This window comes from Streptomyces sp. LX-29 (genome assembly GCF_029541745.1).
In the GTDB taxonomy this organism is placed as follows: domain Bacteria; phylum Actinomycetota; class Actinomycetes; order Streptomycetales; family Streptomycetaceae; genus Streptomyces.
The window spans coordinates 7,002,368-7,027,670 of the sequence record NZ_CP089746.1 but is presented as its reverse complement, the minus strand read 5'-3'; the positions used below and the strand labels follow the sequence as shown (position 1 = coordinate 7,027,670).

At 76.5% G+C, this 25,303-nt stretch carries 3 protein-coding genes; all 3 read right to left on the bottom strand.

Annotated features, from left to right (window positions below):
- Positions 1-6,156 (bottom strand): type I polyketide synthase, encoded by a 6,156-nt coding sequence (locus tag LRS74_RS29465; RefSeq protein WP_277743839.1) that lies wholly within the window; start codon positions 6,154-6,156, stop codon positions 1-3.
- 46 nt (positions 6,157-6,202) lie between these two features.
- Positions 6,203-16,711, bottom strand: a complete 10,509-nt coding sequence (locus LRS74_RS29460; RefSeq protein WP_277743838.1) for a type I polyketide synthase — start codon at positions 16,709-16,711, stop codon at positions 6,203-6,205.
- 72 nt (positions 16,712-16,783) lie between these two features.
- Entirely contained in the window at positions 16,784-25,075 is an 8,292-nt protein-coding gene (locus LRS74_RS29455) for a type I polyketide synthase (protein ID WP_277743837.1), read from the bottom strand.
- Between the last annotated feature and the right edge of the window lie 228 nt (positions 25,076-25,303).

The following is a 25,303-nucleotide window of genomic DNA, read 5'->3' as shown; positions in this document are numbered from 1 at the left end:
CTAAAGCCCGTGCGGATTCGCCGGTGTACCGGGGTCGGTGCCGCGCAGCCCTTCGAGCACCGCGAAGAGCTCGTCGTCGGTCGCCGACGCCAGGTCGTGTGGTGCGGTCTCGCTCCCGCCGCCGGGGCCCTCGTCGCCCCATCGGGACAGCAGGTCGCGCAGGCGCAGGCCGATCGCCGTCCTGGCGTCGCCGTCGGCGGCGAAGGGCGCGAGGAACTCCTCCAGCCGGTCGAGCTCCTCCAGCGCGGGGCCCACCTCGACGGTGTCGTCGGCGGCGAACTCCCGGCGCAGATGGCCGGCGAGGGCGGCGGCGGTGGGGTGGTCGAAGATCAGCGTGGCGGGCAGTGACAGCCCGGTCGCGGTCTCCAGCGCGTCGCGGAGCTCCAGGTCGGTGAGCGAGTCGAAGCCGAGGTCCACGAATCCCCGGTCCGGTTCGATGTCGGCGGGCCTGAGCTGCCGCAGCACGGCCGCCGCGCGGGTGCGTACGAGGTCGAGCAGGACGCGCTCGCTCTCGGTCTCGTTCAGGGTCGACAGCCGGCGGCGCAGCACGGCCGCGGGGCCGCTGTCGGAGCCGGTCGCGGCGCCGTTCGGGGTCGCGGCCCGGCTCCCGGGCGTCCGGGACCGCGCCGGGCGGCCCTCCCGCGCGCCGAGCAGGTCCCGCAGCACGGCCGGGGTGGCGCCGGCTCCGCGACCCGCCCCGGAACGCGGCCGCACGGGGTCCAGGTGGAGCGGGACGAGCGCCGGTTCGTCGAGCGCGCGGCCGGCGTCGAACAGCGCCAGCGCCTCCTCCGTGGCCAGCGGCAGCACCCCGCTCCGGGCCATCCTGGCGAGGTCGGCCTCGCCCAGTTTCGCCGTCAGGGCGCTGCGCTCCTCCCACAGCCCCCAGGCCAGCGACTGCCCCGGCAGGCCCTGGGCGCGGCGGCGCCGTGCCAGGGCGTCGAGGAAGGCGTTGGCGGCCGCGTAGTTGGCCTGGCCGGGCGCGCCGATGACGCCGGCGGCGGAGGAGAAGAGCACGAACGCCGACAGGTCGAGGTGCCGGGTGAGCTCGTGCAGCCGCCAGGCGGCGTCGGCCTTGGGCCGCAGCACGGGGTCGAACCGCTCCGGGGTGAGCGCCTCCAGCACACCGTCGTCGACCGCTCCGGCCGCGTGGACCACGGCCGTCAGCGGATGCTCCGCGGGCACCCCGCCCAACAGCGCTTCGAGCGCGGCCGGGTCGGCGACGTCGCAGGCGGCCACCGTGGCTCGGGCGCCGAGCTCCGCCAGCTCCGCCACCAGTTCCGCGGCCCCCGGCGCCCGCTCGCCCCGGCGGCTGGTGAGCAGCAGGTGCCGGGCGCCGCGCGCGGCCAGGTGCCGGGCGACGAGGGCGCCGAGCGTGCCGGTGCCACCGGTGATCAGGACGGTGCCCCGCGGATCGCAGCCGAGCTCCACGGGCGGGGTGGCCGCCGGGACGGGCGGTGAGGCGGGGACCGGGTCGTGCTTCGTCACGGATGCCGGGGCATCCGGGTGCCGCACCAGACGGGGCGCGAGCAGCCTCCCCTGACGCAGCGCCAACTGGGGTTCGTCCACCGCCAGCACGGTCCCGAGCTGCTCGCCCGTGGGGATCGCGGGGTCCGGGGACCGCCGATCCGCGGACGCGGCTTCACATGCCGCGGCTGAGCTTGTTGTATCCGGGGTTGCCGTATCCGGGGTTGCCGTATCCGAGGTCGGATCCGCACTCAGGTCCAGGTCCAGGTCCAGGTCCAGGAGCGTGAACCGGTTCGGGTGCTCCGCCTGGGCGGTCCGGAGCAGGCCCCAGACCGCGGCGCCCGCCAGATCAGGTCCGTCCGTGTCCGCGTCGCCGGCGGCGACCGCACCGCGCGTCACGACCACGAGCCGCGAGCCGGCGAACCGGCGGTCCGCCAGCCAGTCCCGCAGCAGGCGCAGGGCATCCGCGGTGGCGGCGCGTACGGCGTCCGGCACGGCGAGCCGCTCCGCGCACGCGAGGGGGGCGACCACCACCTCCGGCACCGCCGCGCCCGCGTCGACGGCCGCCGCCAGCGCGGCCAGATCCGGGTGGGTGGGCACGGCGGAGCCCATCGCGTCGCCGACTCCGTCCCCCGCGCCCAGCCACACCCACCGCTCGGTGGAAGGCGACTCGGTCGGTGTCGACGGCGGCACCGGCACCGGCACCCAGTCCAGGCGGAAGAGCGACGCGCCGCCTTCCTCGGGGACCGCGCCGAGCGCGCGCACGGGCCGCAGCACGAGGCCGCGCACCGAGCCGAGCGGGGCGCCGGTGGCGTCCGCGACGTCGATCGCCATGGCGTCGGGGCCGGTGGGGTTCAGCCGCACCCGTACGGCGGTGGTGGCGCCGGCGGCCCGCAGGGACACTCCGCGCCAGGAGAACGGCATGCGCGTGCCGGAGGCGGCCTCGGGCACGGCGACGGCGTACGCCTGCACGGCCGCGTCGAGCAGCGCCGGATGGACCGTGAACCGGCCTGCGTCGAGCTCCCGTTCCCGGTCCAGGCGGACCTCGGCGAACACCTCGGCACCGCGGCGCCAGACCGACGTGAGGCCCTGGAAGGCCGGCCCGTAGCGGTATCCGCGCCGTGCGGCCCGCTCGTAGAGGTCGCCGATCGGGACCTCCTCCGCCCCCTTCGGCGGCCACACCATCAGGTCGAAGGCGGGCGCCGGGGCGCCGGCGGTCAGCGTCCCGCTGGCGTGTCGGGTCCAGGATCGGTCGGGGCCGGCCGCCGGGTCGAGGACGGCGGCGAGTTCGGGGCCGGTGGTCGGGTCGGCGGCGTCGGCGGACGCGGGGCGCGAGTAGAGGTGCACCGTACGGCGGCCGGTGTCGTCGGCGCCGCCGACGGCCAGCCGGATCGAGACTCCGTCCGTCCGCCCGTCGTCCGCCGCGGGGATCTCCAGCGGGGCGTGCAGCGTGAGCTCCTCGACGCGGTCGCAGCCCACGCGAGCGGCCGCCCACAGGGCGAGCTCGACGCCGGCCGTGCCGGGCAGCAGCACCCGGTCCATGACCACGTGGTCGGCGAGCCACGGATGGGTGCGGGTCGACAGCCGGCCGGTGAACAGCAGCCCCTCGGAGTCGGGGAGTTCGACGGCGGCGCTCAGCAGCGGGTGGTCCGCCGCGCGGAGTCCGGAGGCAGCCAGGTCGCCGGAGGGGAGCGTGTCGTCGAGCCAGTAGCGCCGCCGCTGGAAGGGGTAGGTCGGCAGCTCGACGTCGGCCGCGCCCGCGGCCGGGCCGAAGACCGCGGACCAGTCCACCGGCACCCCGGCGGCGTACAGCTCGGCCAGCGAGCGCAGGAACCGGTCCGGACCGCCGTCCGCGCGGCGCAGCGTGCCGACGGCCAGCGCCCTGCGATCGGCGTCGCGAACGACCCCCGCGATCGTCTCGACGACCGTCGGCTCGGGGCTGATCTCGATGAACACCGTGTGCCCGCGGCCGAGCAGCGCCCGTACGGTGCGTTGCAGGTCGACCTGAGGCCGGCCGTCCTGGGACCGAGCAACCTCGGACTGGCTGTCCTGGGACCGAGCAACCTTGGCCTGACTGTCCTGGGCCTGACTGTCCTGGGCCTGACTGTCCTGGGCCTGACTGTCCTGGGCCTGACTGTCCTGGGAATGGCTGTCCTGGGACCGGCCGACCTGGGGCCGCCCGTCCCTGGAACGCCCGTCCCTGGAACGCCCGTCCCTGGACCGACCGTCCCTGGATCGAGCCGTCTGAGACAGGGCGGCCGGGGGCCCGGCGGGGACGTCCTCGCGGCACCAGTACCGTGCGTCCAGTCCCGCGGTGTCGAGGGGGCGCACGACCGTGTCGTCCGTCCCGGGCTCGGCGGTGTCCGCGGGCACCGCGTCCGCCCCTGCCCCGGCCCGTTCGCCCGCGGCGGGGGACGGCTCGGGGCGGGCCGTCGTCGCGTAGAACGGCACCTCGGCCGCGAGCGACTCGACCGCTTCCACGGGTTCGTCGTCCTCCGCGGCGGCGCCGTCGAAGGCGACCAGCCGCGCCCCGTCCTTCAGCGTCAGCGCTCCGGCGGCGCAGGCCGCGGCGATCTCGCCGGGGCCGGGCCCGTGGCTCACCACGGCGGCGGGCGCCAGGCCGTGGTGGCTCCACAGCTCGGCGAGCGAGACCAGCACCGCCCACCGCACGGCCCCGGCGACGTCCGGCCGGTCGGCGGGCGGAGCGCCCTCGGCGCCGCGCACCACGTCCCGCAGGGACCAGTCGACGAAGGAGGCCAACGCGGCCTCGCACTCGGCCATGCGGCGGGCGAACTCGGGGGTGGTATCGAGCAGTTCGGCCGCGGCGCCGTCCCACCAGGGCGCCTGGCCGGGGAAGACGTGCACCACCCGGCCGTGGGCCGCCGCGGTGCCGCGCACCACCTCGGCACCGGGGTGCCCGGCGGCCAGCGCGGCGACGCCCGCCCGCAGCTCGGCACGGTCGGCGGCCACCAGCACCGCGCGGTGCTCGAAGGCGGTACGGGTGGTGGCGAGCGCCGCGCCGACCTCGGCGGCGGTGAGCTGCGGACGCGCCTCCAGATGGTTCCGCAGCCGCTCGGCCTGGGCGCGCAACGCCACCTCGGACTTGGCGGACAGCACCCACGGCACGAGGGTGCCGGCCCCTCCGGGAGCGCCGGGGACGGCCTCCGCCGCGGGCGGCTCGGGGGCCTCTTCCAGGATGAGGTGGGCGTTGGTGCCGCTGACGCCGAAGGAGGAGACCCCGGCCCGGCGCCGAGCCTCCCGCGCACCGACGGCGGCACCCGCTCCGGCCCCGTTGCCCGCCGCGGCACCGTTGCCCGCTCCGGTCCCGTTCCCCACCGCGGCACCGTTGCCCGCCGCGGTCCCGTTCCGGGCGGCGGGCTGGGGCCGCGGCCAGGGCCTGGCCTCGGTCAGCAGGGCCGCCGCGCCGGCCGTCCAGTCCACGTGCGGGGTGGGTTCGTCGATGTGCAGGGTGCGCGGGAGCACCCCGTGGCGCAGCGCCATCACCATCTTGATCACGCCCGCCACCCCGGCCGCGGCCTGCGCGTGGCCGATGTTGGACTTCACCGAGCCCAGCCAGAGCGGCCGGTCGGCCGGCCGGCCCTGGCCGTAGGTGGCCAGCAGGGCCTGGGCCTCGATGGGGTCGCCGAGGGTGGTGCCGGTGCCGTGCGCCTCCACGGCGTCGACCTCTGCCGGGGTCAGACCGGCATGGGCCAGCGCCTGGCGGATGACCCGCTGCTGGGCCGGGCCGCTCGGGGCGGTGAGCCCACTGCTGGCGCCGTCCTGGTTGACCGCGCTGCCCCGGATCACCGCGAGCACCCGGTGGCCGGCCCGGCGGGCGTCCGAAAGGCGCTCCAGCAGCAGCATGCCGACGCCCTCGCCCAGGCCGGTGCCGTCGGCGGCGGCGGAGAACGCCTTGCAGCGCGCGTTCCCGGCCAGGCCGCGCTGCCGGCTGAACTCGACGAGCGCCATGGGGGACGCCATGACGGTCACCCCGCCCGCCAGTGCCATGGTGCAGTCCCCGTGGCGCAGCGACTGACAGGCCAGGTGCAGCGCCACCAGCGACGAGGAGCACGCGGTGTCCACGCTGACCGCCGGCCCTTCGAGGCCGAAGGTGTAGGCCACCCGGCCGGAGGCGACGCTGCCGGTGCTGCCGTTGCCGATGTAGCCCTCGAACTCCGGCGGCACCCGGCGCAGCCGGGAGGCGTAGTCCTGGTAGATGACGCCCGCGAAGACGCCGGTCCGGGTGCCGGCCAGCGTCGCCGGGTCGATGCCCGCGCGCTCGACGGCCTCCCATGAGGTCTCCAGCAGCAGCCGCTGCTGCGGGTCCATGGCCAGCGCCTCGCGTGCGCTGATCCCGAAGAACGACGCGTCGAACCGCGCGGCGTCGTGCAGGAATCCGCCCTCGCGCACGGTGCTGGTGCCGGGCCGTGCCGGGTCGGGGTGGTAGAGGTCCGGGTCCCAGCCGCGGTCGGCGGGGAACTCCGATATGGCGTCGGTCCCGGACGCCACCAGCTGCCACAGCTCTTCGGGGGAGGTGACGCCGCCGGGGAACCGGCACGCCATGCCCACCACCGCGATCGGCTCCCGGGTCCCCGCCTCGACCTCGTGCAGCCGCTGCCGGGTCCGGCGCAGGTCGACGGTCAGCCGCTTGAGGTAGTCGAGGACCTTCTCGTCACTCGCCGTCGTCGTCATCACCCAAGTCCCTTCTGTGCTGCGGTCTTCCGGATGCGGCGGCGGCTCACGACTTCCTCAACTCGTTCTCGACGATGTCGAAGATCTCGTCGAGCGTGGCCGACTCGACCTCGGTCCCGGCGCCGGTCGTCCCCTCGGACTCCCCGTCGAGGCGGGTCAGCAGCCCCCGCAGCCGTTCGGCGAGCCGCTCGCGCGCCGGGTCGTCCGCGGACAGGCCCCGTACGGCGGCCTCCAGGCCGTCGAGTTCGGCGAACCCGGCCGGTTCCGGCGCCCCGTCCCCCGGCACTACCAGGAGCGTCCCGAGGAGGGTCGCCACGGCGGCGGGGCTGGGGTGGTCGAAGATCAGCGTGGCCGGCAGCCGTACCCCGGCGGCGGCCCCCAGGCGGTTGCGGAGCTCCACGGCCCGCAGCGAGTCGAACCCGGAGTCGAGGAAGCCGCGCGCGGTGTCGACCGCTCCGGGGTCGGCGTATCCGAGGACCGTGGCGACATGGCCGCGCACCAGGTCAAGCAGCGCGTCCTCCCGCTCCGGCCCGGTCAGCCCCGCCAGCCGCCGGCGGAGGGCGGCCCCGCTGTCGGCCGGCGTCTCGGTGAGTCGTGCCGCCGCCTCGGGTGCGGTCCGCGCGCCGACGAGGCCGCGCAGCAGCGGGGGCGGCGGGGTGGCCGCGGCGCGCAGCGCGGCGAGGTCCAGCCGTACCGGCACCACCGCCGGCCGCTCCTGGGCGAGCGCGGCGTCGAACAGTTCCAGCGCCTCGGCCGTGGACAGCGGCAGCACGCCGGAGCGGCGCAGCCGGCCGCGGTCGGCCTCGTCGAGCCGGCCGGTCAGCTCGCTGGTGGCGGACCACAGGCCCCAGGCCAGGGAGGTCCCGGGCAGCCCCTGGGCGCGGCGGTGCCGGGCCAGCGCGTCCAGGAAGGCGTTGGCCGCGGCGTAGTTGGCCTGGCCGGCGTTGCCCAGCACCTGGCCGGCGGCGGAGAAGAGCACGAACATCGCCGGCTCGGCGTCTCGGGTGAGCTCGTGCAGATGCCAGGCGGCGTCGACCTTGGGGCGCAGCACCGCGTGCACGCGCTCGGGGGTGAGCGCGGCGATGACGCCGTCGTCCAGGGCGCCTGCGGCGTGCACCACGCCGGTGAGCGGCCGCTCGGCCGGCACCGTGTCGAGCAGCGCCGCCAGCGCCTCCCGGTCGGCGACGTCGCAGGCCGCGATGGTCACGTCCGCGCCGCGGCCGGTCAGTTCGGCGGCCAGCTCCGCGGCTCCCTCGGCCTCCCGGCCACGACGGCTGACCAGCAGCAGGTGGCGCACGCCGTGGGCGGCGACGAGGTGCCGCGCCAGCAGGCCGCCCAGGGTGCCGGTGCCGCCGGTGATCAGCACGGTGCCGTCGGCCGGCGCGCGACCGGTGTGGGCGGGCGTGTGGTCGCCGTCGGCGGCCTGGCCGGTGTCGGCGAGCGCGCGACCGGTGTCGTCGGCGGTCGGGCCGGCGTCGCCACCGGCCGAGGCCGTCCCTCCCGCCCGCCGGTCGTCCTCGGCGGCCGGCGCCGTCAGCCGGGCCAGCCGCGGCACGAGGACCGTGCCCTCCCGCAGGGCGAGTGGGAAGGCGTCGCCGGCCAGCGCCGCGGGCAGGGCGTGCGTCGAGGCGTCGGCGTCGTCGAGGTCGACGAGCGCGAACCGGCCCGGCTGTTCCGCCTCTGCGGAGCGCACCGCGCCCCACAGTGCGGCGCCGGCCAGGTCGGACACCTCGTCGGGGCCGGCGGCGACGGCGCCCCGGGTCAGCCACACCAGCCGGGAGCCGGCGAACCGTTCGTCCGCCAGCCACGTCTGGAGCAGGCCCAGCGCCCGGACGACGGAGGCGTGCACGGAGTCCGCGGCCGGGCCCGGCTCCGGGGTCCACGGCACCAAGACGAGCTCGGGAGTCGGCGCCCCGGCGGCGAGGGCCGCGCCGAGGGCGGCCAGGTCCGCGTGGGTCGCGATCCCGGGCAGCGCCGCGACCAGCTCCGGGCGACCCTCGCCCAGCAGCGCCCACCGGGCCGTGGTCGCCGCGGCCGGCAGGGACCGCGCGGTGGCGGTCGGGGCGGTGTCCTGGACCCACTCGACCTGGTACAGCGACTCCTGGTGTCCGCCACCGGCGGCGCGCAGCCGCTCCCGGGTGACCGGGCGTACCGCCAGCGCCTCGACCGTGGCGACCGGGGCGCCGGCGGCGTCGGCCACCTCCAGCGAGATTCCGCCGGCGTCGGCCGGGGCCAGCCGGACCCGCAGCGCGGTGGCGGCGCGGGCGCGCAGCGTCACCCCGGTCCAGGCGAAGGGCAGTTGGACCTCGTCGAGCCCGTCGAGCAGGCTGGTGTGGAGCGCCGCGTCCAGCAGTGCGGGGTGCAGGCCGCAGCGTTCGGCGTCGGCGTGGCGGTCCCGCGGAAGCCGGATCTCGGCGAAGAGCTCGTCCCCGCGCCGCCAGGCCGCCCGCAGCCCCTGGAAGACGGGCCCGTACTCCAGCCCGTCCGCGGCGAGCCGTCCGTACAACCCGTCCAGCGCCACGGGCTCCGCGCCCGCGGGGGGCCAGGCGCCGTCGAGTCCACCCCGCGGGGCGGGTTCGGCCGGTGCGACGACCCCGGTGCCGTGGCAGGTCCAGGGCGCGTCCTCGGCGGCGTCGCGGTCGGGCCGCGAGTAGACGGTGACGGGCCGTCGGCCGGCCTCGTCCGCGCCGCCCGCCCGCACCTGCACCTGCACCGCGCCGCGCTCCGGAAGCACCAACGGCGCCTGGAGCGTCAGCTCCTCCAACCGGTCACAGCCCACCCGGCCACCGGCCGACAGCGCCAGCTCCACGAAGGCCGTCCCCGGCACCAACACCAGACCCCACACCGCGTGATCCGCCAGCCACGGGTGCGAGTCCCGGGAGAGCCGGCCGGTCAGGACGACCCCGTCGCCGTCGGCCAGCCCCAACTCACCGGCCAGCAGCGGGTGGTCGGCCGCGCGCAGCCCCGGGGCGTGCCCGCCGGCCGTCACCGCGGGGGCGTCCACCCAGAACCGTTCGCGCTGGAAGGCGTAGGTGGGCAGCTCCACCTCCCGCCGCGCCGACCCGCCGGCGGTGGCGAAGGCGGGCCGCCAGTCCACCGCCAGGCCGTGGCTGTGGGCCTCCGCCACCGAGGTCAGGAAGCGTCGTCCGCCGCCCTCATGGCGGCGCAGCGAGCCGAGGGCCACCGCCGGCCGGTCCGCGGCGTCCGCGGTCTCCTCGATGCCGACCGTCAGCACCGGGTGCGGGCTGCACTCGACGAACGCCCGGTGGCCGCGCTCGACCAGGTCCCGGACGACGGTCTCGAACCGCACCGGCTGGCGCAGGTTCCGGTACCAGTACGCGGCGTCCAACTCGGAGGTGTCCAGCAGCCCGCCGGTCACGGTCGAGTAGAAGGGCACGGTGCCGGTGCGCGGGGCGATGTCGGAGAGGGCCGCCTCGATGCCTTCCCTGATCCGCTCCACGTGGCGGGAGTGGGAGGCGTAGTCCACCGGGACCGCTCGGGCCCGGATGTCGCGTCGGACCAGCTCGTCGACGAGGCCCGCGATCGCCTCCCGGTCGCCGGCGACCACCGTGGACCGGGGCCCGTTGAGCGCGGCCACCGACAGCCGGCCGTCCCAGCGTGCCAGGTGCGGCTCCACCTCGGCCACGGGCAGCGGCACCGACGCCATCCCACCCAGACCCGCGATCTCCCGCAGCGCCCGGCTGCGCAGAGCGACCACCTTCGCGCCGTCCTCCAACGACAGCGCGCCCGCCACACAGGCCGCCGCGATCTCCCCCTGCGAATGCCCGATGACTCCGGCGGGCTCCACCCCGTACGCACGCCACCATGCGGCGAGGGACACCATCACCGCCCACAGCGCCGGCTGCACCACGTCCACCCGTGCCAGGCTCGGGGCGCCCCGCTCGCCGCGGAGCACCGCGTCCAGCGACCAGTCGACGTGCGGCGCCAGCGCCTCCGCGCAGGCGGTGAGCCGCTCCCGGAACACCGCGGAGGAGTCCAGCGACTCCACGGCCATGCCGGCCCACTGGGAGCCCTGTCCGGGGAAGACCAGCACGGGGGCGCCGCGGCTCTCGCCGCCCTCCCCCATCACCACGCCGGGGGCGGCGGCGCCGGCCGCCAGGGCGCCCAGACCGCGCAGGAACTCCTCGCGGTCGGCGGCCACGACCACGCCGCGGTGTTCGAAGGCGGTGCGGGTGGTGGCCAGCGACCGGCCGACGTCGGCGATGTCCCACGCGGGGTGGGCCACCACCGCGTCGCGGAGCCGCTCGGCCTGCGCCTGGAGGGCCTCCGCGGTGCGCCCGGAGACGATCCAGGGCAGCGCCTGGGGGGTGGTCGGCCGGACCGACTCCCCCGGCTCGGCCGCCGGAGCCCTTCCCGCCTCGGCCGCCGGAGCCTCCGCCGCGGGTGCCTCGTCCGGCGGCGCCTGCTCCAGGATCATGTGGGCGTTGGTCCCGCTGATGCCGAAGGCGGAGACGGCCGCCCGGCGGGGTCGGCCGGTCTCCGGCCACGGCCGCTCGTCGGCCAGCAGCTCGACGGCCCCGGCGGACCAGTCGACGTGGGTCGAGGGCCGGTCGACGTGGAGGGTGCGCGGGAGCACCCCGTGGCGCAGCGCCATCACCATCTTGATCACGCCGGCCACCCCGGCCGCGGCCTGGGTGTGGCCGATGTTGGACTTCACCGAGCCCAGCCACAGCGGCCGGTCCGCGTCCCGCCCCCGGCCGTACGTGGTCAGCAGCGCCTGGGCCTCGATCGGGTCGCCCAGCGACGTGCCGGTGCCGTGCGCCTCCACCGCGTCGATGTCCCCGGCCGACAGTCGGGCGGCGGCCAGCGCCTCGCGGATCACCCGCTGTTGGGAGGGGCCGTTGGGCGCGGTGAGTCCGTTGGAGGTGCCGTCCTGGTTGAGGGCGGAGCCGCGGATGACGGCGAGCACCCGGTGGCCGTTGCGCCGGGCGTCGGAGAGCCGCTCCAGCAGCACCATGCCGGCGCCCTCGGCGAGACCGAAGCCGTCGGCACCGTCGGCGAACGCCTTGCACCGGCCGTCCCGGGACAGCGACCGCACGCTGCTGAAGCCGATGAACGGCCCGGGTGTGGGCATCACCGCGGCCCCGCCCGCCAGGGCGAGCGAGCACTCGCCGCGGCGCAGCGCCTGGCAGGCCAGGTGCAGCGCCACCAGCGAGGAGGAGCAGGCCGTGTCCACCGTGACGGCCGGCCCTTCGAGGCCGAAGGCGTAGGCGAGCCGTCCCGAGATGACGCTGGTGACGCTGCCGGTCACCACGTAGTCCTCGATGGCGGCGGGGGCCTCGTGGGGCTGGACGCCGTACGCGTTGGCCATGGCGCCCACGAACGCCCCGGTGTCGCTGCCGCGCAGCGCGGTCTGGTCCAGGCCGGCCCGTTCGAACGCCTCCCAGGCCGTCTCCAGGACGAGTCGCTGCTGCGGGTCCATGGCGAGTGCCTCGCGCGGGCTGATGCCGAAGAAGGCGGCGTCGAACCGGTCGACCTCGGTGAGGAAGCCGCCTTCCCGCACATAGCTCCTGCCCCGCCGGCCGGGTTCGGGGTCGAAGAGCTCCGCCACGTGCCAGCCGCGGTCCTCGGGGAAGCCCGAGATCGCGTCGCCCCCGGCGGCCAGCAGCCGCCACAGGTCCTCGGGGCCGGCGATGCCGCCGGGGTAGCGGCAGGCCATGGAGACGATCGCGATCGGCTCGTCGTCGTGGCGGGTGGCCGGCTCCGCGGCGGGGGCCGCCGGCTCGGTGGCGGCGAAGTCCGCGGCGTCGCCGGAGAGCTCCGTCCGCAGCCGGGCGGCGAGCACGGCCGGGGTCGGGTAGTCGAAGACCAGGGTGGCCGGGAGCCGCAGCCCGGTCGCGGCCATCAGTCGGTTGCGCAGCTCGACCGCGGTCAGGGACTCGAAGCCGAGGTCCTTGAAGGCCCGTTCGCTGCCGATGGCGTCGGCGGTGGTGTGCCCCAGGACGGCGGCGGCCCTGGTCTGTATCAGCTCCAGCAGGATCCGGTCCTGGTCCGGGGCGGGCAGCCCGGACAGCCGCTGCCGCAGCTCCGTGCCGGTGGCCGAGTCGTCGGCGGCGGCCGGCCGCGCGGCGTCCGCCAGCAGCCGGCGGGCCTCGGGCACCTCGGCGAGCAGCGGGCTGGGCCGCATCGAGGTGAACAGCGGGACGAACCGCTCCCAGTCGATCTCGGCGACGGCCACGAAGGTGTCGTCGTGGTCGAGTGACTGCTGGAGGGCGGCGACGGCCAGCTCGGCCGACATCAGCGGCAGCCCCTGACGTCGCACCAGCTGCCGGCGTTCGGTGGCCTCGACGCTGCCGACGCCCTTCCAGGTGTTGAGGGCGTCCTCCCAGACGCCCCAGGCGATCGAGGTCATGGGCAGCCCTCGGGCCCGGCCCTGCTCGGCCAGGGCGTCCAGCGCCGCGTTCGCGGCCGCGTAGGCGGCGTGCTCCCCGCTGCCCCAGACACCGGCGATGGAGGAGAAGAGGACGAAGGCGTCGAGCTCGGCGGGGTCGAGGAGGTCGGCCAGGTGCCCGGCGCCGGCGACCTTGGCGGAGAGCACGTCGGCGAACTCCCCCAGTGCCAGTTCGGCGACTGGGGCCAGCTCGATGAAGGCGGCGGTGTGCAGCACGGCCCGCACGGTGTGCCCCGCCTCCCGCAGTCCGGCGAGCAGCTCCGCCACCGCGGCCCGGTCGCCCACGTCGCAGGCGGCCAGGGTGACGGCGGTGCCCAGGGCGGTGAGTTCGGCCTCCAGCTCCGCGGCGCCCTCGGCCGCCGGGCCGCTGCGGCTGACCAGCACCAGATGCTCGGCACCGCCCGCCGCCAGCCAGCGGGCCACCCGCGGTCCCAGGCTCCCGGTGGCCCCGGTGAGGAGCACCGTCCCGCGCGGGCGCCAGTGACGCGGCGGGGCGGCGCCGCCGAGCGCGGCGCTCACCATACGCCGCCCGAACAGCCCGGCCGGGCGGAGCGCCACCTGGTCCTCGCCGCCCGCGCCGGGCGTCGCGGCGTCGGTCCCGGCCCGTGGGCCGGCCACCCCGGCCAGCACCCCGCTCAGCCGCTCCAGCGTCCGCTCGTCGAGCCGCTCGGGCAGATCGAGCAGCCCGCCCCACAGCCGGGGGTGCTCCAGCGCCACGACCCGACCGAGCCCCCACAGCTGGGCGTGCGCCGGGTCGCGCGGCGGATCGGAGGGGCTCACGGAGACCGCTCCCCAGGTCGCGCACCACAGCGGCGCCGGGAGGTCCGCGGCGGCCAGCGCCTGCACCAGGGTCAGGGTCAGGGCCGTCGCGGCGGGCAGCGTGGGGTGGTCCGGATGGGCCCCCTCCGCCAGGGCGAGCAGCGACAGCACCCCACCGGCGTCCTCGCCGAGCGCCGTGCGCAGCCGGCCGGCGAGCGCCTCCCGGTCCGCGTCGTGCGGGGACAGCTCCAGGGTGACGGCCCGCGCGCCGCGTTCGGTGAGCGCCCGGGCGACGGCGGCCACCCGCGGGTCGTCCGCGGCGCCCGCGGGCACGGCCAGCAGCCAGGTCCCGTGCGGCGCGGCGGTCGCGGGCTCGGGCAACGGCTTCCAGGTGATCCGGTACCGCCAGCCGTCCACCGTGGACCGCTCACCGGCGGCCCGCCGCCAGGAGGAGAGCACCGGGAGCAGCGCGTCCAGCGACGACCGCTGCGCCGCGTCCTCGATCTGGAGCGTGGCCGCCAGCGCGGCCACGTCGGCACCCTCGACCGCCCGCCAGAACCCGGCCTCCCTGTCGCCCGGCCCGGTCGCCTCCGCGGCGGTGTCCGGCTCCTCCAACAGCCAGAAGCTCTGGCGCTGGAAGGGGTAGGTCGGCAGTGCCGCCGGTTCCACCCGGCCGGGGTGGCCCGCCCCGTACGCCGGGGTCCAGTCGACGGCCAGTCCTTGGGTGTACGCCTCGGCGAGGGAGGTGAGGAAGCGCCGCGCGCCGCCCTCGTCGCGGCGCAGCGAGCCGAGGGCGACGACCGGGCGCTCCGCGGCGTCCGCGGTCTCCTCGATGCCGACCGTCAGCACCGGGTGCGGGCTGCACTCGACGAACGCCCGGTGGCCGCGCTCGACCAGGTCCCGGACGACGGTCTCGAACCGCACCGGCTGGCGCAGATTGCGGTACCAGTACGCGGCGTCCAACTCGGAGGTGTCCAGCAGCCCGCCGGTCACGGTGGAGTAGAAGGGCACGGTGCCGGTGCGCGGGGCGATCTCGGACAGGGCGGAGAGGATCCGCTCCCGGAGGCGCTCGACCTGCACCGAGTGGGAGCCGTAGTCGACCGGGATCACGCGGGCCCGGACGCCCTGCCCGACGAGGTCGGCGGCGAGTCCTTCGACCGCCTCCCGCTCGCCGGCGACCACCGTGGACCGGGGCCCGTTGAGCGCGGCCACCGACAGCCGGCCGTCCCAGCGCGCCAGGTGCGGCTCGACCTCGGCCACGGGCAGCGGCACCGACGCCATCCCACCCAGACCCGCGATCTCCCGCAGCGCCCGGCTGCGCAGGGCGACCACCTTCGCGCCGTCCTCCAGCGACAGCGCGCCCGCCACACAGGCCGCGGCGATCTCCCCCTGCGAATGCCCGATGACGGCGGCCGGTTCGACGCCGTGAGAGCGCCACAGCTCGGCGAGGGAGACCATCACGGCCCACAGCGCGGGCTGCACCACATCCACCCGGTCGTACGAGGGCGCGCCGTCCGCGCCGCGCAGCACCTCCTCCAACGACCAGTCCACATACGGCGCCAGCGCCTCACCGCACGCCGTGATCCGCTCCCGGAACACCGTCGAGGAGTCCAGCAACTCCACCGCCATGCCCGCCCACTGCGAGCCCTGACCGGGGAAGACGAACACCGCGCCACCACGACCCGCCACCCGCCCCGTCACCACACCGGACGAGGCTCCGGTGTCCGCGGCGTCCGAGGTCAGCTCCTCCAGCCCGCGAAGGAGCTCCTCCCGGCCGCCGCCGATGACGACCGCGCGGTGGTCGAAGGAGGCCCGGCCGGTGGCGAGGGACCAGCCCACATCGGCCGGCTGCCACTCCGGATGCGCGACCACCGCCTCCCGCAACCGCTCGGCCTGCGCCCGCAACGCCTCCGCCGACCGCGCCGACACCACCCACGGCACCACACCCGGCGCCCCGACCGACCCGGGCGCCCCGGCCGACTCGGTCGCCGCCTCCTCCGGCGCCTCCTCCAACACCACATGCGCGTTGGTCCCACTCACCCCGAACGACGACACCGCCGACCGCCGCGGACGGCCCGTCTCCGGCCACACCCGCTCCTCCGTCAGCAACTCCACCCCACCGACCGACCAGTCCACATGCGGCGTCGGCTCATCCACATGCAACGTCCGCGGCAGAACCCCATGCCGCATCGCCAACACCATCTTGATCACACCCGCCACACCCGCGGCCGCCTGCGTATGACCCAGGTTCGACTTCACCGACCCCAACCAGAGCGGGCGGTCCGCCGGGCGCTCCCGGCCATAGGTCGCCAACAGCGCCTGGGCCTCGATCGGATCGCCGAGCTTCGTCCCCGTCCCGTGCGCCTCCACGGCGTCGACGTCCGCGGGGGTGAGGCGGGCGCCGTCGAGCGCCTGACGGATGACGCGCTGCTGAGAGGGGCCGTTCGGGGCGGAGAACCCGCTGCTGCCGCCGTCCTGGTTGACCGCGGAGCCGCGGATCACCGCGAGCACCCGGTGGCCGTTGCGGCGGGCCTCCGAGAGCGTCTCCAGGACGAGTGTGCCGACGCCCTCGGACCAGCCGGTGCCGTCGGCCGCCGCCGCGAAGGACTTGCAGCGGCCGTCCGGGGACAGCCCGCGCAGCCGGCTGAACTCGACGAAGCCCGCCGGGCTGGTCATCACGGTGACGCCGCCGGCCAGCGCCAGTGTGCACTCGTCCCGCCGCAGCGCCTGGCAGGCCAGGTGCAGCGCCACCAGCGAGGAGGAGCACGCCGTGTCCACCGTGACGGCGGGGCCCTCAAGTCCCAGGGTGTAGGCGATGCGCCCGGAGACCACGCTGCCGGAGCTGCCGGTCACCGAGAAGCCCTCGATCTCCTCGGGCAGCTTGCGCAGCCGGCTGCTGTAGTCCTGGTGCATCACCCCGGCGAACACCCCGGTGCGGGTGCCGCGCACCGAGGACGGGTCGATGCCGGCCCGCTCCAGCGCCTCCCAACTGGTCTCCAGCAGCAGGCGCTGCTGCGGGTGCATCGCCAGCGCCTCACGCGGGTTGACCCCGAAGAACTCCGCGTCGAAGAGGTCGGCGTCGTAGAGGAATCCGCCCTCCCGGGCGTAGACCTTGCCCGGGGCGTCCGGGTCGGGGTCGTAGAGCGCCTCGACGTCCCAGCCGCGGTCGTCCGGGAAGCGCGACACCGCGTCGCCGCCCGACTGGACCAGCCGCCACAGCTCCTCGGGCGTGGTCACCCCGCCGGGGAACCGGCAGGCCATGCCCACGATGGCCACCGGCTCGGTGTTGGCGGCCGTCAGCTTCCGGTTCTGCTGCCGCAGTTGCTCCGCTTCCTTGAGGGAGGCGCGCAGCGCCCTGACAACTTCGTCCTGGGATGTCGTCATCGATAACTCCGCAGCATCGGATCGGCAGGCTGATTACGGGATGGCGGACCGCTCGTCGTCGAGCGTGGGGGGTCACTCGTCACCGAGCGCCACCCGGACCAGACTTGCCACGTCCATCGTGTCCAGGGAGCTGGCGCCGGCGTCCTCGTCCGCCTCGGGGGACGCGGCCTCGTCCGGGCCGGCGAGCCGCAGCAGCGTCCCCACCAGCCCCGCCTCCTGGAAGCGGGCCAGCGGAATGGCGGCCAGGGCCCTGCGGAACTCCGCCTCGGTGGTCCCGTCCGCCGCGTCGGGGTGGGACCCGGAGCGGGCCGCGGCGTCCGCCGCGCCGCCGGATCCGCCGCTCTCCGCCGAGGAGAGGTGCTCCCGCAGGTGCCGCCCCACCGCGGCCGGGGTCGGGTGATCGAAGATCAGGGTGGGGGGCAGTCGATGTCCGGTGGCGGCGCTGAGCCGGTTGCGGAACTCCAGCGCGGTGAGCGAGTCCAGGCCCAGATCGAGGAATCCGCGCTCCGCGTCGAGGGTCTCCGGGGTGGCGTGGCCCAGCACGGCGCCGACGTGCTGCCGTACGAGTGCGAGGAGCACCCGGTCCTGTTCGGCCCCGGGCAGGCCCACGAGCCGGCGCTTCAGCGCCTCGGCCGACTCCGAGCCGGTGCCGCGCCGCGCCGGGGCGCGCACCAGGCCGCGCAGCAGCGGCGCCACCCCGGCCTGCCCGCGCGACCCCGCGATGTCCAGCCGGGCCGGGACCAGCAGCGCCCGGCCGGCGGCCACCGCGGCGTCGAACAGCTCCAGACCGTGGGCGCTGGAGTGCGGCAGCAGGCCGCTGCGCCCCAGCCGGCGCACATCGCTCTCGTCCAGGTGCCGGGTCATGCCGCTGGACTGCTCCCACAGGCCCCAGGCGAGGGAGACCGCGGGGGCTCCGGCCGCGCGGCGGTGGTGCGCCAGCGCGTCCAGGTAGGTGTTGGCGGCCGCGTAGCTGCCCTGGCCGGCGTTGCCCAGCACCCCGGCGGCCGAGGAGAAGAGCACGAAGGCGGACAACTCCGCGTCACGCGTCAGCTCGTGCAGGTTCCAGGCCGCGTCCACCTTCGGGCGCAGCACCCCGGCCAGCCGCTCGGGCGTCAGCGAGCCGATGACGCCGTCGTCCAGCACACCGGCCGTGTGCACCACCGCGGTGAGCGGATGCTCCGCGGGCACCGTCTCGAGCAGCTCCGCGAGCGCGGTGCGGTCGGCCGCGTCGCACGCCACCACCGTGGCTTCCGCGCCCAGGTGGCCCAGCTCCGCCCGGAGCCGGTCGGCGCCCTCGGCCGCGGGCCCCTGACGGCTGATCAGCAGCAGCCGGCGTACGCCGTGCGCCGCGACCAGGTGACGGGCGAGGAGACCGCCCAGCAGCCCGGTGCCGCCGGTGATGAGGACGGTGCCGTCGCCGCCGAAGGCCGGGGCGCCGGCGGGGGCGGGGGCGCGCTCGGCCCTGGCGAGCCGCGCGGCGCTCACCCGGCCGGCACGCACCGCGAGCTGCGGTTCCCCGGAGGCCAGCGCCACCGGCAGGGCCGCGTAGGACTCGTCGCGGTCGTCGGTGTCCACCAGCACCAGCCGGTCCGGGGTCTCGGACTGCGCGGAGCGCACCAGGCCCCACAGCGCGGCGTGGGCGAGATCCGGCACGTCCTCCTCCGGCCCGGCGGCCACCGCGCCCCGGGTGAGCAGCACCAGCCGGGCGGCGGCGAAGCGCTCGTCGGCGAGCCACGACCGCACCAGGTCGAGGGCGCGGCGGGTCGCGGCGTGGACGACGCCGGGCCCCGTCTCGTCCGCGGGCGGCAGGGGGGCGAGGACGAGGTCGGGGGCCGGCGCCCCGGCGGCGACGGCCTCGGCCAGCGCCGCCAGGTCGGCGTACGCGGGCATGTCGACACCGGTGGCGCGCAGCCGTTCGCCGAGTTGCTCGCCGTGCCGGCCGAGCGCCGCGAGCCGGGTGGCCGACGCGGGTGAGCCACCGCCCGCCCCGGTCGCGGGCGCGGTCCACTCGACGGTGTACAAGGTGTCGTGGGGCAGGCTCACGGCGGCGCTGACCTGCTCGGGGGTGGCCGACCGCAGCGTCAGGGAGGCCACGGACAGCACCGGCCGGCCGGTGTCGTCGGTCGCCGTGACAGCCATCGTGTCCGGTCCGCTCGGCGCCAGCCGGACCCGCAGCGCGGTGGCGGCGGTGGCGTGCGGGGTCACTCCGGTCCAGGAGAACGGCAGCCGCACCGCCTCCACCCCGTCCAGCAGCGCGGCGTGCAGCGCCGCGTCCAACAGGGCCGGATGCAGGCCGAAGTGGGCGGCGTCCTTGTGCTGCTCGGGGTCGAGCCGGACCTCGGCGAAGACCTCGCCGCCGCGGCGCCACACGGCCCGCAGCCCCTGGAACACCGGCCCGTACTCGAAGCCCAGCCCGGCGAGCCGCTCGTAGGCGCCGTCGAGGGCGAGGGGTTCGGCGCCCGGCGGCGGCCAGGGGGCGTCGGCCGGGGGCGCCGGTGCGTCGTCGTTCGCGGTCAGCACGCCGACGGCGTGCCGCACCCACGGCCGCTCCGCGCCCTCCGCCGACGCCTCGGCCTCCGGACCGCCGGTCGCCGGGCCGCCGTCCGGGCGGGAGGAGACGGTGACGGGCCGTCGGCCGGCCTCGTCCGCGCCGCCCGCCCGCACCTGCACCTGCACCGCGCCGCGCTCCGGAAGCACCAACGGCGCCTGGAGCGTCAGCTCCTCCAACCGGTCACAGCCCACCCGGCCACCGGCCGACAGCGCCAGCTCCACGAAGGCCGTCCCCGGCACCAGCACCAGACCCCACACCGCGTGATCCGCCAGCCACGGATACGCCTCCAGCGACAGCCGGCCGGTGAACACCACCCCGTCACCGTCGGCCAGCCCCAACTCCCCGGTCAGCAGCGGGTGGTCGGCCGCGCGCAGGCCCGCCGCGCGCACATCGCCCGCGGCCGCGGTGGTGTCCACCCAGAACCGCTCCCGTTGGAAGGCGTACGTCGGCAGCGCCACCCGCCGCCGCGCCGGCCCGCGGCCACCGGCGGCGCCGGCACCGCCGTCCGCGCCGCGATCCGCGCCGGCGTCCGTGCCCCGATCCGCGCCGGCGTCCGTGCGCCGATCCGTGCCGGGGCCCGCGCCGCGGTCCGCGCCGCGATCCGTGCCATCGGCGCCGCCGCCGAAGGCCGGCGCCCAGTCGACGTCCACCCCCCGGGCGTGCGCCTCCGCCACCGAGGTCAGGAACCGCGGCCCACCGCCCTCGTCACGGCGCAGCGAACCCACGGCCACCGCGGTCCGGCCCGCCTCCTCCGCGGTCTCCTCGACGCCCACCGTCAGCACCGGGTGCGGGCTGCACTCGATGAAGGCGTGGCGCCCCTCGGCCAGCAGGTCGCGCACCACCGGGGCGAAGCGCACCGTGTGGCGCAGATTGCGGACCCAGTACTCCGGGTCCAGCTCGGTGCCGTCGGCGGGCTTTCCGGTGAGGGTCGAGTAGAAGGGCACCGGCGCGCTGCGCGGGGCGATGCCCGCCAACGCCTGGAGGATCTCCGTACGGACCGTCTCCACCTGCGCGGAGTGGGAGGCGTAGTCCACGGGCAGCCGCCGGGCCCGCACCCCCTGGGCCTCGCAGTGGGCGATCAGTTCGTCCAGCGCCTCGGGGACGCCGGAGAGCACGGTCGACAGGGGGCCGTTGACGGCCGCGACCGAGACCCGTTCGCCGTACCGGGCCGCGAGCCCCGTCGCCGCCTCGGCGCCCAGGGACACCGCCAGCATCCCGCCGAGGCCGGAGAGCCGGTCCCGGATCACCCGCGAGCGCAGGGCGACCACCTTCGCGCCGTCCTCCAACGACAGCGCGCCCGCCACACAGGCCGCGGCGATCTCCCCCTGCGAATGCCCGATGACCGCGGCCGGTTCAACGCCGTACGCACGCCACAACTCCGCCAGGGACACCATCACCGCCCACAGCACCGGCTGTACCACATCCACCCGGTCGTACGAGGGCGCGCCGTCCCCGCCGCGCAGCACCCCCTCCAACGACCAGTCCACATACGGCGCCAACGCCTCACCACACGCCGCCATCCGCTCCCGGAACACCACGGAGGAATCCCACAACTCCACCGCCATACCCACCCACTGCGACCCCTGACCGGGGAAGACGAACACCGCCCCACCACGACCCGCCACCTGTCCCGTCACCACGTGGGGGGCGACCGCGCCGCCGGCCAGGGCGCCGAGGCCACTCAGGAACTCCGACCGGTGCCGGCCGATGACCACGCCGCGCTGTTCGAACGCCGCCCGCGTGGTGGCCAGCGACCAGCCGACCTCGGCCGGGTCCCATTCGGGGTGGGCGAGCACCGCGTCCCGCAGCCGCTCGGCCTGCGCCCGCAGCGCCTCGGGAGTCCGGGCGGAGACGGGCCAGGGCACCACCGCCGAATCCGCCGGTCCGGGCGCGGGCGGCTCCTCGGGCGGCGCCTGCTCCAGGATCACATGGGCGTTGGTGCCGCTGATCCCGAATCCGGAGACGCCCGCCCGACGCGGCCGGCCGGTCTCGGGCCAGGGCCGCTCCTCCGTCAGCAGCTCGACGGCGCCGCTGGACCAGTCCACGTGCGGCGAGGGCTCGGTCACGTGCAGGGTGCGCGGCAGTACGCCGTGCCGCATCGCCATCACCGTCTTGATCACGCCCGCCACCCCGGCGGCGGCCTGGGCGTGCCCGATGTTCGACTTCAGCGAACCGAGCCACAGCGGGCGGCCGGCCGGGCGGTCCTGCCCGTAGGCGGCCAGCACGGCCTGGGCCTCGATCGGATCGCCCAGCTTCGTTCCGGTGCCGTGGGCCTCCACCGCGTCGACGTCGGCCGGGGTCAGCCCGGCGTCCGCCAGGGCGCGTCGGATCAGCCGCTGCTGGGAGGGGCCGTTGGGGGCGGTGAGTCCGCTGCTGGCGCCGTCCTGGTTGATGGCCGAACCGCGGACGACCGCGAGCACCGGATGCCCGTTCCGCCGGGCGTCCGAGAGCCGCTCCACCAGGAGCACCCCCACGCCCTCGCTCCAGCCGGTGCCGTCGGCGGTCGCGGAGAACGCCTTGCACCTGCCGTCCGGCGCCAGCCCGCGCTGCCGGCTGAACTCCACGAACATCCCCGGCGAGGCCATCACGGCCGCCCCGCCGGTCAACGCCAGCTCGCACTCCCCGCGCCGCAGCGCCTGGCACGCCAGATGCAACGCCACCAACGAGGAGGAGCACGCCGTGTCGACCGTGACCGCCGGCCCCTCCAGCCCGAAGACATAACTGAGCCGGCCCGACAGCACACTGGCGGTGCCTCCGGTCAGCAGATGCCCCTCGACGCCCGTGGCGGGCTCGTGCAGCCGCGGGCCGTAGTCCTGGCTCATCGCCCCGACGAACACGCCGGTCTGGCTGCCGCGCAGGGTGCCCGGGTCGACACCCGCGCGCTCGAACGCCTCCCACGCGGTCTCCAGCAGCAGCCGTTGCTGCGGCTCCATGGCCAGCGCCTCGCGCGGGCTGATCCCGAAGAAGGCGGCGTCGAACAGGCTCGCGTCGTGCAGGAACCCGCCCTCCCGGGCGTAGGACTTGCCGGACCGCTCGGGGTCCGGGTCGTACAGCTCCTCGTCCCAGCCGCGGTCGGCGGGGAACGCGGAGACCGCGTCACGGCCGTCGGCCACCAGCCGCCACAGGTCCTCGGGGGTGCGGACGTCACCGGGCAGTCGGCAGCCGATGCCGACGATGGCGATCGGCTCGTCCTCGGCAGCCCGGCCGCGCACCGTCGGCGCCTGGTCGGCCGCCGCGTGGTCGAGCCCCAGCAGCTCCGCGCGGACCCGGTCGACCAGGGAGTCGAGGGTGGGGTGGTCGTAGATCGCGGTGGCGGGCAGGGTCGTCCCGGTGGCCTCGTTGAGCCGGTTGCGCAGCTCCACCCCCGTCACGGAGTCGAAGCCCAGCTCCCGGAAGGACCGGTCGGCGTCCCCCGCGTCCCCCGCGGCGCGCCCCAGGAAGAACAGGGCGTGCGTGCGGACCAGCTCCCGCAGCACGCGGCGCTGCTCCCCCTCGGCCAGACCGACCAGCCGGCGCGCCAGCCGCGACCGCGCGGCGCCGGGCTCCCCCGCCGCCGTCGGGACGACGGCCGCGCCACTGTCGGCGATCGTGTCGACGTCCGCGTGGAACGGGTACGTCGGCAGCTCCACCCGCCGGGCGCCGGTGCCCTCGAGGGCCGGGGCCCAGTCGACGTCGACGCCGTGGACGTGGACCTCCGCGAGGGAGGCGTGGAAGCGGTCCAGGCCGCCCTGATCGCGGCGGAGGGAGCCCACGACGACGGTGCTCCGCGCGGGGTCGGCGGCCTCGACGGTCTCCTGCACGCCGACGGTCAGCACCGGGTGCGGGCTCACCTCGACGAAGGCCGTGTGACCGGCCGCCAGCAGGGCGCGCGTGGCGGGCTCGAACCGGATCTCCTGGGCGATGTTGCGGTACCAGTAGCCGGCGTCCAGCTCCGCGGTGTCCAGCCGCTCCCCGGTCACCGAGGAGTAGAAGGGCACGTCCGAGGAGCGGGGGGCGAGGTCGGCGAGGCCGCCGAGGAGCTCGTCGCGGACCAGCTCCAGCTGGGGGGAGTGCGCGGCCAGCCCGTTGCTCATCCTCCGGGCGCGCACGCCGCGCGCGGCCAGCTCGCCGAGGAGTTCGCCCACGGCCTCGCGCTCGCCGGAGGCCAGCGTCCAGCGAGGGCCGTTGACCCCGGCGAGGTGCAGCCGGCCCGGCCAGCGCGCCAGCAGCGGGGCCAACTCGTCCCGCGGGAGCAGCACGGAGGCGAGGTCACCACGGCCGGTCAGCCGCGACTGGGCCAGGCTCCAGCGCGCGGCCGTCCTGGCGGCCTCGTCCAGCGAGAGCGCGCCGGCCACATGGGCGGCGGCGATCTCGCCCAGGCTGGTGCCCACCACGGCGGCCGGCTCCACCCCGTAGGACCGCCACAGGGCCGCAAGCGACACCATCACCGCGAAGAGCGCGGGCTGGACGACCTCGACGGCCTCCAGCGGCGGCGCTCCCCCGGTGCCGCGCAGCACGTCCAGCAGCGCGTGGTCGGTGTGGGGTGCGAGGGCGTCGGCGCAGGCCAGCAGGTGGTCCCGGAAGACCGGGGAGGCGTCGAGGAGTTCCAGGGCCATGCCCTGCCACTGCGACCCCTGGCCCGGGAAGACGAACGCCACCCGGTGGCCCTCGGCGGCCGCGCCGCGCACGAGGTTCCGGGCCGCCTCGCCGCGGGCCAGGGCGCCGAGCCCGTCGAGCGCGTCCGCGCGGCCCTCGGCGAGCAGCACCGCGCGATGGTCGAAGAGGGTGCGGGTGGTGGCCAGGGAGAGGGCGATGTCCGCCGGCCGCGGGTCGGGACGGGTGCCGATGTGCTCCCGCAGCCGCTCGGCCTGGGCGCGCAGCGCCGCCTCGCTCCGGGCGGAGAGGATCCACGGGAACGCGGCGGTCGCCGGCCGGCCGGACGCCGCCTCGTCCGCGCGATCCGGCTCGGTCGGCCGGTCCCCCTCGGTGGGCCGGTCCGCCTCGGTGGGCCGGTCCGCCTCGGTGGGCCGGTCCGTCCCGGCCGGAAGGAGCGCTCCCGTCGGGAGGCCCGCCTCGTACCCGATGAGGGTGAGGCCCGCCACGGCCCGCTCCGGGGTGCCGCCCCGCGCCAGCAGCGCGACGGCGTCGAGCAGCGCGGCGACGGCGGTGTCGGCACCGCCCTCGGTGGCTCCGCCGGTGGCGCTCTCGCCGAGACCCGTGCCGCTGTCGGTGTCGGCGTCGAGCTCCGTACCGGTAACGGTGTCGGCTGCGAGCTCCGTGCCGCTGTCGGCGTCGGCGGCGAGCTCCGTGTCGGTATCGGCGGGCGGTGCGGCATCGATCAGACAGTGGATCCGGTCCGCGTCCGCCACGGCCCGTGACAATCGCTTCAGAATGACGAATCCGCCGCCCGGAATGACGCCGGGACGGAGTGCCCCGGCGAGCGCGATATCCGAATCCCCGTGGCGCAGGCTCGCCACCGCGCGGGTCACCGCGGAAGCGATCGCGGAGTGCGTGGAGTGGGTGGTGGGGGCAACGGACGAACACGCGCCCCGGGCGCCCCACACGGCAGAGAGCAGACTCGCCACCGAATCCCCGCCGGGGCCGCCGATAAACACGCCCACAGCCGCGCCCCCGAGCGTTTCGGGCACGATTCCCGCGTTTTCCAGAGCGGCCCAGCCGAGCCGCGTCATGAGCCGCTCCTCCGGCCCCGCGGCCGCGCCTGCCTCGGCCGACAGCCCGAAGAAGGCGGCGTCGAAGGGCTCGGGCCGCGCCGTTCCGGGCAGTTCGCCGTACGCCCCGACGACCACTATCGGGTCCCCCGCTAATTCGCTCATCTCAGACGCCACGCCTTTCGATGTACGCATCGAATCGGTTCCTCGCCGTCACTCGACCGCCCCTGCGAGGGAAGTGCTCAGCGTCGGATTCTGGGCACGCTCTTCCGCATGTTTCCCGATGTCATGGAAGTGATTTCAGACGAGATCCCCCACCCGGCATCCGGAACCTTACCTCCGGGTTCTTGGCGCCGACTTGGAGCCGTCTTGGAGCCGTCTTGAACGCGCCCC